General features: G+C 30.1%; 11 protein-coding genes. 8 read left to right on the top strand and 3 right to left on the bottom strand.

The features are described 5' to 3' along the window. Positions 1-68 precede the first annotated feature (68 nt). The 4 genes from JL105_RS06275 to JL105_RS06260 all read left to right on the top strand — a co-directional run bounded on the left by JL105_RS06275 (position 69) and on the right by JL105_RS06260 (position 4,582). Complete coding sequence (locus JL105_RS06275; RefSeq protein ID WP_132028855.1) at positions 69-638, top strand: xanthine phosphoribosyltransferase; 570 nt, start codon at positions 69-71, stop codon at positions 636-638. 149 nt (positions 639-787) lie between these two features. Then, a complete protein-coding gene (locus tag JL105_RS11620) occupies positions 788-1,666 on the top strand; it encodes a sulfide/dihydroorotate dehydrogenase-like FAD/NAD-binding protein (protein WP_132028858.1) in 879 nt (292 codons plus the stop codon). After that, positions 1,666-3,054: an NADPH-dependent glutamate synthase gene (gene gltA / locus JL105_RS11615; RefSeq protein WP_132028861.1), complete on the top strand. Its 1,389-nt coding sequence runs from the start codon at positions 1,666-1,668 to the stop codon at positions 3,052-3,054. Before JL105_RS11620 ends, gltA begins: the two co-directional genes overlap by 1 nt. Before the next feature lie 160 nt (positions 3,055-3,214). Next, positions 3,215-4,582 (top strand): MATE family efflux transporter, encoded by a 1,368-nt coding sequence (locus JL105_RS06260; protein WP_132028864.1) that lies wholly within the window; start codon positions 3,215-3,217, stop codon positions 4,580-4,582. Positions 4,583-4,628: 46 nt separating this feature from the next. Here JL105_RS06260 and sdaAA read toward each other — a convergent pair whose 3' ends face one another. The 3 genes from sdaAA to JL105_RS11550 form a co-directional block, all read right to left on the bottom strand. Continuing rightward, positions 4,629-5,495, bottom strand: a complete 867-nt coding sequence (sdaAA, locus tag JL105_RS06255; RefSeq protein WP_132028867.1) for an L-serine ammonia-lyase, iron-sulfur-dependent, subunit alpha — start codon at positions 5,493-5,495, stop codon at positions 4,629-4,631. Between the two features lie 4 nt (positions 5,496-5,499). Beyond that, a complete protein-coding gene (gene sdaAB, locus JL105_RS06250) occupies positions 5,500-6,171 on the bottom strand; it encodes an L-serine ammonia-lyase, iron-sulfur-dependent subunit beta (protein ID WP_132028870.1) in 672 nt (223 codons plus the stop codon). A gap of 318 nt (positions 6,172-6,489) precedes the next feature. Continuing rightward, a complete protein-coding gene (locus tag JL105_RS11550; protein WP_132028873.1) occupies positions 6,490-6,888 on the bottom strand; it encodes a PspC domain-containing protein in 399 nt (132 codons plus the stop codon). A 155-nt stretch (positions 6,889-7,043) separates the two neighbouring features. Here JL105_RS11550 and JL105_RS06240 point away from each other — a divergent pair, with 155 nt between their 5' ends. The 4 genes from JL105_RS06240 to pepF are packed head-to-tail and all read left to right on the top strand — an operon-like array spanning position 7,044 to position 11,949. After that, positions 7,044-7,478 carry an FHA domain-containing protein gene (locus tag JL105_RS06240; RefSeq protein ID WP_132028876.1) on the top strand — a complete coding sequence of 145 codons (435 nt, stop codon included), beginning with the start codon at positions 7,044-7,046 and terminating at the stop codon, positions 7,476-7,478. A 6-nt stretch (positions 7,479-7,484) separates the two neighbouring features. Beyond that, positions 7,485-8,735, top strand: a complete 1,251-nt coding sequence (locus tag JL105_RS06235; RefSeq protein WP_337907426.1) for an FtsW/RodA/SpoVE family cell cycle protein — start codon at positions 7,485-7,487, stop codon at positions 8,733-8,735. After that, complete coding sequence (locus JL105_RS06230) at positions 8,719-10,122, top strand: peptidoglycan D,D-transpeptidase FtsI family protein (RefSeq protein ID WP_132028880.1); 1,404 nt, start codon at positions 8,719-8,721, stop codon at positions 10,120-10,122. The genes JL105_RS06235 and JL105_RS06230 overlap by 17 nt, the downstream gene beginning before the upstream one ends. Before the next feature lie 21 nt (positions 10,123-10,143). After that, positions 10,144-11,949, top strand: coding sequence for an oligoendopeptidase F (gene pepF, locus JL105_RS06225; protein WP_132028883.1), 1,806 nt, complete (start codon positions 10,144-10,146; stop codon positions 11,947-11,949). Positions 11,950-11,966 lie beyond the last annotated feature (17 nt).

Genomic DNA, 11,966 nt, shown 5'->3' with positions numbered 1-11,966 from the left:
TTTTATTTGATTTTTTAAAGGTATTATTATAAAATTTTAATTAAGATTATAAATTTGGAGGAAGATATATGGAGCTATTAAAACAAAGAATTTTAAAAGATGGAGTATTAAAAGAAGGTAATATATTAAAAGTTGATAGTTTTTTAAATCACCAAGTAGATGTAGAGTTGTTAAATGAGATTGGTAAAGAGTTTGAAAGAAGATTTAGAGGAGAAAAAATTGATAAGATTTTAACTGTTGAAACTTCTGGTATTGCTATTGCAGTTATTGCTGCTCAATATTTTAATGTACCAGTGGTGTTTGCAAGAAAGACTGATTCAAAAACAATGGATGAAGATGTATATGAAAGTACTGTATATTCATATACAAAAAATAAGTCTTACACAATAAGAGTAGCTAAACGTTTTTTAAAAGAAGGAGAAAATATTTTGCTAATAGACGATTTTTTGGCTAGAGGTAAGGCAATGGAAGGGCTAATAGATATATTAGAGCAAAGTGGCTGTAATTTAGTTGGAATAGGTGTAGTAATTGAAAAAGGTTTTCAAGAAGGAGGCAAAAATTTAAGGGAAAGGGGTATTAGATTAGAATCATTAGCTATTATAGATAAATCCAAAGATGGTGAAATTAAATTTATATAATAATATATATTGAATTATGGGAAAGAAGTATGATATATTTATTATGGTAGTATCGTTAATATATGACGATATTTGCATTTAGTATGTTTAATTACAAAGAAATACTATATAATTTAAAATGACAATATCTAATGAGGGAGGAGTTGTAATTGTATAAGATTGTAGAAAAAAGAAAACTTGCCCCTGACATCTATTCAATGGATGTTTTAGCTCCTAGAGTGGCAGAATCTGCAAAACCAGGTCAGTTTGTGATTGTAATAGCTGACGAAGTTGGGGAAAGAATTCCTTTAACTATTTGTGATTATGACAAAGAAAAAGGGACAGTTAACATAGTTATTCAAGCTGTGGGCTGTTCTACAAGAAAGATGGTAAGTTTCAATGAAGGAGATTATTTTAAGGCTTTTGTAGGACCTTTAGGAAATCCATCTGATTATGTTAATGAAGACATAGAAGAGGTTAAAAAAAGAAAATATTTATTTGTAGCTGGTGGAGTTGGAGCAGCACCTGTATATCCTCAGGTAAGATGGTTCCATGAACATGGAATTGATGTGGATGTAATAGTAGGTGCTAAGACTAAGGATTTAATAATTCTTGAAGATAAAATAAAGGATGTAGCTGGTAACCTTTATGTTGCTACCGATGATGGTAGTTATGGATTTAATGGGATGGTTACTGGACTTATTGAAGAATTAGTAGTAAATCAAGGGAAAAAATATGATTATTGTATAGCAATTGGGCCCATGATAATGATGAAATTTGTATCTCTTCTTACTGAAAAGTTAGGAATAAAAACTATAGTAAGTATTAATCCAATAATGGTTGATGGTACAGGCATGTGTGGTGCTTGTAGGGTTACAGTAGGTAATGAAACTAAATTTGCATGTGTTGATGGTCCTGAATTTGATGGACATCTTGTTGATTTTGATGAAGCTCTAAAAAGACAAACTCAATATAAAGATGAAGAACTTAAGAAATTGAAAGAATATGAAGAAAAGTGCAAGTTAGACCAACAGGGAGGTGGGGAATAATGGATAGATTCACAAGAGTACCCATATCAGAACAGGATCCAAAAGAGAGAGCAACTAATTTTGACGAAGTTTGCTTAGGGTATACTGAAGAAGAAGCTATAAAAGAGGCTAAAAGATGTTTAAACTGTAAACATCATCCTTGTATGGGGAATTGTCCAGTAAGTATTCATATACCAGGATTTATTAAACATATAGCAGAAGGTGAATTTGAAGAAGCTGCTCATGTTCTTGCAGAGTATACTGCTCTTCCAGCTGTTTGTGGTAGGGTATGTCCTCAAGAAGAACAATGTGAAAAGGTTTGCGTTCTTGGAAAAAAAGGAGATCCCGTATCCATAGGTAAACTTGAAAGATTTGCTGCAGATTGGGCAAGAGAACATGGAATAGAGGTTGGAAAAACTAAAGAAAAAAATGGCTATAAAGTAGCAGTTATAGGTTCTGGTCCTGCAGGTATTACTTGTGCTGGTGATTTAGCTAAGGAAGGATATGATGTAACTATATTTGAAGCTCTTCATGAGCCAGGTGGGGTGTTAATGTATGGTATCCCTGAATTTAGATTACCAAAGAAAATTGTAAGCCATGAAGTAGAAAATTTAAAAAAATTAGGAGTTAAAGTAGAAACAAATGTTGTAGTAGGGAAAACTGTAACTATAGATGATTTAATGGGAAAAGAAGGATTCCATGCAGTATTTATTGGTTCTGGAGCAGGACTTCCTAAGTTTATGGGAATTCCTGGAGAGAACTTAAATGGTGTATTTTCAGCGAATGAATTTTTGACTAGAAATAATCTTATGAAAGCATATAGGGATGATTATGATACGCCAATTAAAGTTGGAGAAAAAGTTGCTGTAGTAGGTGGAGGAAATGTCGCTATGGACGCAGCTAGAACAGCTTTAAGATTAGGAGCTGAAGTTTGGATAGTATATAGAAGAACAGAAAAAGAGCTTCCAGCTAGAGTAGAAGAAGTTCACCACGCTAAGGAAGAAGGAATTAAGTTTGAATTTTTAACTAGTCCTGTAGAAATAATAGGCAATGAAGATGGGTGGGTAAAAGCTATTAGATGTCAAAGAATGGAGTTAGGTGAACCAGATGCTTCTGGAAGGAGAAGACCTGTACCAATAGAAGGTTCAGAATTTGAATTTGATGTAGATACGGTGATAATGGCATTAGGTACATCACCAAATCCATTAATTTCAGCTACAACTCACGGTCTTAATGTAAATGATAGAGGTTGCATAACAACAGATGAAAATGGACAAACTTCAAGAGAAGGCGTATTTGCAGGTGGAGATGCTGTAACTGGTGCAGCTACTGTAATATTAGCCATGGGAGCAGGAAAGCAAGCAGCTAAAGGCATTGATAAATATATGAAAGAAAAATATAGAAAATAAAGTATAAATTATAAATTAAGAAAGTACATCAATAAGAGATTATAAACTGCGGTTTATAGTCTCTTTTTTAAATAAAAAAGCGTTTATGATATATTTGATTTATATATGATTTATGTTATAATATTTAGGGTATCGAAATTATTTACAAGAGGTGGTTATTGTGGATGAATCTTGTGATAAAAAAACAATTCGTGATATAGTACTTAAAACAGCAGGACCTGTTTTAGTAGAGGTTTTTTTAGGCACATTATTTGGAATGGTAGATATGATGATGTTAGGAAGGATTGACGATCCAACTGAAGCTGCAGCATCTATTGCAGCTGTAGGAATTACTAATCAGCTTGTATTTATAGCTTTATCACTAGTTCAATCTTTAAATGTAGGAGCAACAGCTATGGTTGCTCGTTATGTAGGTGCTAAAAAGGAAGATAGGATAGAATCTGTAGTTAGACACGTGGTTTTATTAACACAAATTTTGTTGGTATTACCTATTTTTATATTAGGGTTAAAATATACTGACCAAATAATGAAATTTATAGGTGCCCATGAAGATACATTGATGTATGGTAGAAATTATTTTAAAATTATAGTGGTAGGTATTATATTTCAAGCTTTTAATTTTTCTATTTATGCTGTATTAAGGGGAGCAGGAGATACTAAAACTCCTATGAGTATAAATTTAAAGGTGAATACATTAAATGTAGTAGGCAATGCTTTACTCATATATGGATTACTTGGATTTCCTAGGCTAGGAGTAACTGGTGCAGCAATATCTACAACTTTTTCTCAATTTGTGGCAACATTGATGTTATTAAGATATATATTTAAAAAGGATACTATAATACAGATAAATTTAAAGAATAAATTTAAATTTAATAAGGATATAATTTATAATTTAGTAAAAATTGGTGTTCCAGCGTCCCTGGAACAAATAGCTTTTAGAGTTGGAATTTTAATATTTGTACGAATGGTTTCTTCTTTAGGCACAGTAGCTTATGCTACTCATCAAATATGCTTAAATATATCTGGTCTTACATTTACTCCTGGACAAGCATTTGGAATAGCAGCTTCCTCTCTGGTAGGTAGGAGTTTAGGAGCTGATGATCCAGATAGGGCAGAAGAATATATTAAAACTAGCAGAAGAATAGGGACTGTTATAGCTATAGCAATTGGTATTTTATTTTTCTTTTTTGGTTCTTTTGTAGCTAGTTTATATACTAAGGATCCAAAGGTAATAGCTCAAGCAACAAAAATACTAAAAATAATAGCTATAATGCAGCCTTTTCAATCATCTCAGCTTGTAATATCTGGAGGATTAAGAGGTGCAGGAGATACAGTTTGGACTTTAATTGCTATATTTTTCAGCGTTTTGGTTGTTAGAGTAGCATTAGCACATCTTTTTATAAATATATTAGGATTAGGATTATTAGGAGCATGGTATGCCATGTTTTGTGATCAGTTTGTGAGATGGGCATTAATAACTTTAAGATTTAAGACTGATAAATGGAAATATATAAGTATTAGATAAAATAACTATCTTTTTTGGTGCCTGGCACCAAAAAAGATAGTTATTTTTATAAGATTTGTTTTTTTATTTTTTCACCTGTTGGAGTTGCAGCAACACCACCTAAGGCAGTTTCCTTTAATGATTCAGGCATAGCTTTACCTACCTTATACATGGCATCTACTACTTCGTCAAAAGGAACTATAGATTTAATTCCAGCTAAAGCCAAATCTGCTGATATCATGGCATTAACTACTCCTGAAGCGTTACGTAATGCACATGGGAATTCGACTAGTCCAGCTATAGGATCACAAATTAACCCCATTATGTTTAATAGAGCAAAAGATGCAGCATTGAAACAAGCATCTACACTGCCACCTACCATTTCTACTAAAGCAGCTGCTGCCATACTACTTGCAACTCCACATTCAGCTTGACAACCTCCTTCAGCACCAGATATGGTAGCGTTTTTAGCAATTATTTCTCCTATTCCTGATGCTGTAAGTAATCCATGAATCATATCCTCATTAGTTAAATTAAATTTTTCTTTTACACATATAATAGCGCTAGGTAGTATTCCTGAAGCACCAGCAGTAGGTGCTGCTACAATTTTTCCCATAGAAGCATTAATTTCTGAAGTAGATAATGCTTTGGCTATTGCAGAAATTATAATTGAGCCACTAATAGTATTTTCTGTGTTTTTATAATCTTCCATTTTTTTCGCATCTCCACCAATAAGTCCACTAACAGAAGTAATTTCTTTATCTAATGCAGCATTAGCAGAATTTATCATTACATTTAATATTGAATTCATATTTTCCATAAGTTCTTCATAAGAAATTTGAGTTTCTTCTATTTCTTTTTGAATAATTATTTCCCATATTTTTTTATTTTCTGATTTACATAAATTTAAAAGTTCAGAACCCTTATTAAACATTTGCTTACCTCCCTATAGGATTAATACCTGTAATATATATAACTTCATCTAAATTTGCTATATTATCTATTATACTATCTTTTATAGGATTGTCTATTTCCATTACCATAGTTGCAATTTTTCTTTCTCTAGATACTTTCATAGTAGCAATATTTACATCTTCTTTAGCAAGTATGGAACTGATCCTGCTTATAGTTCCTTTTTGATCTTTATATTTTACAAAAATAGTTGGATAATTTCCAGAGAATTCTACTTCATTTCCATTTATATTGGTAATTAAAATATTTCCTCCTCCTATAGATGAACCAATTATATAAAAATCATCTTTATCATGATAAGAAAAGATGATTTTAGCAGTATTTGGATGCTCATATCCTAAATCTTTTTCTATAAATTCAACTTCTATACCTTTCTCTTTGGCAATATTTAATGAATTTTTTATTCTTTCATCAGAAGGTCCCATGCCTAAAATTCCAGCTACAAGGGCTCGATCTGTACCATGACCTTTATAAGTTTTTGCAAAAGAGCCATGAAGATAAAATACAACTTTATAAAAGGAATCATCAGCTGCTATTTCTTTAGCCATTTTACCTAAACGGGCAGCTCCAGCTGTATGAGAACTGGAAGGTCCAATCATAATAGGACCTAATATATCAAAAATACCATAATCTTTCATGTAATCATCCTTTCAAAATTATAATTTTTAGTGTTAATAAGGAATTGATTTGTTATTAATTTTAGCATTTAATTGAAGATTAAGCAATAAAAATGATATTATATGGATTTCTTCATAAAAAAATAAATAAATATCTTAGATATATTAGTTTTTACAATTCCCCTATTTAATAAGATGCCTCCTTAACAATAAGGAGGCATCTTATTAAAAGCATATCTCAAAAGATACAATTTAATCTAAGACAAACTATAAAAAAGTAGTTTGGAAAAGCAATTAATTATTACTTAAATTAATAGAATAACTGTGAAGTAGCCCTATTTATTTTTTATTGGTTTGATTTATTATTATATAAAGACCAAAAATAATTAATAATACTGGCCAATATTTGCCAATGTTCATAATTTTAAATGCAAATTGAGGCCATATTACTTTCATTAACATAGCTCCACCTATAATTATTAAGGCAAGACCTATAAATAAAGCAGTATTTTTAGGGTTTATATTATTTTTTTCATCTTGATATATAACTCCATCATCTTCAGGAATTATTAATGCACATATCAAATAAGCTAAAAGTCCTGGTGATCCAGGTACAAAACATAATAATACCCATATTATTCGAACAATTGTTGGATCTATGTTGAAATATTCTGCTATTCCTCCACATACTCCAGCTATCATTCTGTCATTACGTGAACGTTTTAATTTTTTTTCCATATAATTTCCTCCTATCAACTATATATGTATATACTATCAAATTTTTATTAAAAATTAAATAGAAACTATATTATAAATTTTGTTCACATTATTAAAGGTTTGTGATAACATTTACTTGGATAGAATATAGAATAAATGTTGGAGGGCTTGTTTACATGTATGATATATTATCAATGATATTTAAATATATATTCATTATAATTATATATATGTTCATGTTAAGTATAATACGTCTTATATATCTTGATATAAAGGGGATAGATATTGATAACAATGTAGATAATAACATATATTTAAAATTAATCAATAGAAAGGATTCGTTACCTTTTAAAGTTAAAGAATATTATCCATTAAAAGGTGAAGTTACTTTGGGAAGGGGAAATAATAATCAGATAATATTAAAGGATCCTTATATTTCTAAAAGACATTTAAAAATAGTGGAAGATGAAGGGGATTTTTATTTAGAAGATTTAAATAGTTCTAATGGAACCTATGTAAATGGTGAAAAAATAAGTGATGTAGTAAAATTAAAAAATGGAGATAGAATAAAAGTTGGGCAAGTGGAATTTTTATATGTGAATAGGGAGTAGATTGAAATGATTTTAAATAAAAAAGTTAGCTATAAACGACCAAGAAATTTATTAGTATTATTTGAATTGATGGCTTTATTATTGCTATTTGTACATGACAAGGAGAATATTGATAAATTTACAATGATATCAGCCGTTAGTCTTATATTCATTATATATATATCTAATTTTATATTGCTCCGTGTATCTACTGGTGATAATTATATATTTTTAATAGTGACTATGCTCATAAGCATTGGAGTAATAATGATATATAGGATAGATTCTACTTTAGGAATGAAACAGGTAATATGGGCAGGTATAGGGATTATAATTTTTTTTACAACTTATCTATTGGTAAAGAAAATAAAGGGTTGGGAAAATTGGACTAAAATTTATGCAATACTTTCTATTGGATTGTTTGTGATTACTTTATTATTAGGAACCAGAAAAAAAGGCTCTATAAATTGGATTCAATTAGGTAGATTTAGTTTTCAACCTACTGAGATAATAAAAATTTTGACTATATTTCTTATAAGTGCTTATTATACTAACTATGAAAAATATAAAGAAAAAAAATATGGTCCTTATTATTTAATGAGCATAATTTATGTGTTTATTGTTTTTTTATTTTTACAAAGAGATTTAGGTGCAGTACTAATTTTTTATGCTATATTTTTGGCTCTTCAATTTATATACGAGGAAAATAGGAAATTATTATGGTATAATATGTTATTTTTTATTATAAGTGGAGTGGCTGGATTTTTTTTATTTGATCATGTAAGGATTCGTTTTGAAATATGGATGGATCCATGGAAATATATAGACAACAAAGGATATCAAATAACCCAATCATTATTTGCTATTGCTACTGGAGGTTTTTTTGGTACTGGAATTGGGCTAGGGCATCCAGATTTTATTCCTGAAGTACATACGGATTTTATATTTTCTGCAATATGCGAGGAGATGGGAATATTCACTGGTATAGGGATTATAATGTTATTCTTAATATTAGTGTATAGAGGATTTAAAATTGCTATAAGTCAAAGAAATAAATTTTTTAGGATAGTTGCATTAGGTATAAGCATATTATTTGGAATTCAATCTTTTATAATATTTGGAGGAGTTCTTAACATGATTCCTCTTACAGGAATTACCATACCTTTTGTTAGCTACGGGGGAAGTTCTATGATATCTAGTTTTATAGCATTGGGAATTTTACAGGTAGCTTCAGAGGACTTAGATGTGGGGGAGAAAAGATATGGAGAAAGAGCTTAAAAGAATTATAGCTATATTGGTCGTAGTTTGTATATTATTTGTAAGCTTGATTGTTTACTTAAGCTATTTTCAAGTATTTAAAGCTGACAAAATAGTTAAAAATAGTTACAATAAACGATTATGGATTAATGAAGAAAAGATATTAAGAGGTTCTATTATAGATAGGAATGGTAAAATATTGGCTTATAGTGAAAAGAGTGGAGATGCGTATAAAAGAGTATATAACTATGGAAATCTCTATAGTCACATAATCGGTTATAGTTATAGAGAATATGGTAAAGTTGGTTTGGAATTAGAATATAATAATGCATTATTAAATATATCTGAAAGTACCCCCTTAAATGAGTTGAAAAATATTGTTATTCCTAATACAGAAGGAAACACATTAAAACTTACTATAGATCATCACATACAAGAGTATTCTAGAAATATGTTAAAGGATAAAAAAGGGGCTATAGTGGTTATGAATCCAACTACGGGGGAAATTTATTCTATGGTTAGTATGCCAGATTTTAATTCTTCTACCCTTAAAGAGAATTGGAATGATATAATGGAAGATGAAGATAGTCCTTTTTTAAATAGGGTAACATCGGGATTGTACACTCCTGGCTCAGTATTTAAAGTAATAACAACTATAGCAGCTCTGGAGACTCCTGGCTTAGATTTAAATTATAATTGCAAAGGTAGTACAAAAATAGATGGGTATGTTCTTAAGGATTATGGTGGAAAAGCTCATGGAAATGTAAATTTAGAAAAGGCACTGGTAAAATCTTGTAATTCTTATTTTGCAGAAAAAGGCACAGAGATAGGAAAAGATAAAATGGGTGAGGTAGCAGATAAATTTATGATAAATAGTTCCATACCCTTTGATTTACCTACTGCTAAGTCTACTTTTCCTTATAAAGGGGATATAGGTAAAACGGATATTGCTGCTGCAAGTATTGGACAAGGGAAAGTACTAGTTACTCCTTTAAATATGGCAATGATAGCTTCGGGTATTGCAAATAAAGGAGAAATTATGAAACCTATATTAGTACAGGAGGTCATTTCACCGGAAGGTAAAGTTGTAGATAGAAATTATCCTCAAGTTTTATCTAAAGGTACAGATGTGTTTACTGCCAATGAAGTAAAGAATATGATGGTGGAAGTAGTTAAAAGAGGTACTGGGACCAATGCTCGTATAAAAAATATAAGAGTTGCAGGGAAAACAGGTACTGCAGAGAATTCATCAGGGAAAACTCATGCTTGGTTTATAGGATTTGCTCCAGCAGATGAACCTAAAATTGCTATAGCCATTGTGCTAGAAGAGGATGGAACAACTGGTGGAAAATCTGCAGCACCTATAGCAAGAAACATAATTATAGAGACCTTGAATAATATTGAATAAAAATAGAAAGGAGTTTTAATTATGAAGGATGAGAAAATAATATTTAAAAAAAGAGAGGATATTCCTGTAGAGTATACTTGGGACTTGAAATCTATGTATAAAGACGAAAAAGAGTGGGAAGAAGATTTAAAAGTTGCTGTAAAAAAAGCTGAAGAGTTTTTAAATTATAGGGGTAAAATTGGAGAATCTGGTGAAACTTTATTTAGTGCACTAAGAGATAGAGACAAAATATATAGAATTATATCCAAAGTATACTCTTATGCTAGTATGAAGTTAGATGAAGATACAAGAGTAGGGGAAAGTCAGGCTTTATTAGATAAAGCATTGCGAGCTTATGTTCAAATAGAGGAAAGGCTTTCTTTTGTAGTTCCAGAGATATTACAAATAGATAGAGAAACATTAGAAGCTTATTATGAAGAGAAAGAAGAATTAAAGCTATATAAACATCATTTAGATGATATATTAAGACAAAAATCTCATGTATTATCAGCAAAAGAAGAAAAATTGTTAGCACAAATGGGTGAGATAGCTAATTCACCTCAACAGATATATTCCATGTTAAATAATGCAGACATAAAATTTCCGACTATAAAAGATGAAGAAGGAAATAAAATAGAAATCACTCAAAGTAATTTTATTCCCCTTATGGAAAGCAAGAATAGAAATGTAAGAAAAGCAGCTTTTGAAGGTCTTTATCATACTTATGAAAATTTTAAAAATACCTATACTCAAACTTTAAATGGTAATATAAAGAAAAATATATTTAATGCAAAGGTGAGAAATTACAATTCGAGTATAGAAGCTTCACTAGATAGAAATAATATACCTATATCCGTTTATGAAAACTTAATAAATTCTATTCATAATAATTTAAATAGCATGTATAAGTATATGGATATAAGAAAGAGAGCTTTAGGTGTAGATGAGCTGCACATGTATGATTTATATACGCCAATAGTTAAGGATGTAGAATTTAATGTACCTTATGAAGAAGGCAAACAGTTAATATTAAAAGGATTACATCCTTTAGGAGAAGAATATTTAAATGTAGTAAAAGAAGGATTTGAAAATAGATGGATAGATGTATATGAAAATCCAGGTAAAAGATCTGGAGCTTATTCAGGAGGAGCTTATGATTCAAATCCATATATACTAACTAATTATCACAACACATTAGATTCAGTATTTACTGTAGCTCATGAAATGGGACATTCAATTCATTCTTATTTTTCAAAAAAGAATCAACCTTTTATATATGCTGGATATAGTATATTTGTTGCAGAGGTAGCTTCCACTGCTAATGAAGCATTATTATTGGATTATATGTTAAAAAATATAGAAGATGATGAAAAGAAGTTGTATTTACTTAATCACTATTTAGAACAATTTAGGACTACAGTATATAGACAAACTATGTTTGCAGAATTTGAAAAGATAATATACGAGTATGTAGAAAATGGAGGAGCTTTAACAGCCGACTATTTATGTGATACTTATAAAAAATTAAATGAAAAGTATTATGGTCCTAACATAGTAGTAGATGATGAAATAGCTATTGAATGGGCTAGGATACCTCATTTTTATTATAATTATTATGTATTCCAGTATGCAACAGGATTTTCGGCTGCTATCTCTATATCTCAACAGATACTTGAAGAAGGAGAAGTAGCAGTAAAAAGATATATCAACTTTTTAAAAAGTGGTAGTTCAGATTATCCTATAAATGTATTAAAGGCTGCAGGAGTAGATATGACTACAGAAGAGCCAGTAAATAGTGCATTAGAAGTATTTGGTAAATTAGTAGATGAGATGGATAGATTGATATAGTAAAAGTCCTCCCTTTG

Origin of the sequence: Keratinibaculum paraultunense, from assembly GCF_016767175.1 — a bacterium.
Classification (GTDB): domain Bacteria; phylum Bacillota; class Clostridia; order Tissierellales; family Tepidimicrobiaceae; genus Keratinibaculum; species Keratinibaculum paraultunense.
Note: the sequence above shows the minus strand (reverse complement) of the source record. Positions and strands in the feature narration are given on the sequence as shown.

Coding starts and splice junctions, on each gene's coding strand:
- JL105_RS06275 (WP_132028855.1), top strand. CDS start 69: ATGGAGCTATTAAAACAAAGAATTTTAAAAGATGGAGTATTAAAAGAA.
- gltA (WP_132028861.1), top strand. CDS start 1,666: ATGGATAGATTCACAAGAGTACCCATATCAGAACAGGATCCAAAAGAG.
- sdaAA (WP_132028867.1), bottom strand. CDS start 5,495: ATGTTTAATAAGGGTTCTGAACTTTTAAATTTATGTAAATCAGAAAAT.
- sdaAB (WP_132028870.1), bottom strand. CDS start 6,171: ATGAAAGATTATGGTATTTTTGATATATTAGGTCCTATTATGATTGGA.
- JL105_RS11550 (WP_132028873.1), bottom strand. CDS start 6,888: ATGGAAAAAAAATTAAAACGTTCACGTAATGACAGAATGATAGCTGGA.
- JL105_RS06240 (WP_132028876.1), top strand. CDS start 7,044: ATGTATGATATATTATCAATGATATTTAAATATATATTCATTATAATT.
- JL105_RS06235 (WP_337907426.1), top strand. CDS start 7,485: ATGATTTTAAATAAAAAAGTTAGCTATAAACGACCAAGAAATTTATTA.
- JL105_RS06230 (WP_132028880.1), top strand. CDS start 8,719: ATGGAGAAAGAGCTTAAAAGAATTATAGCTATATTGGTCGTAGTTTGT.
- pepF (WP_132028883.1), top strand. CDS start 10,144: ATGAAGGATGAGAAAATAATATTTAAAAAAAGAGAGGATATTCCTGTA.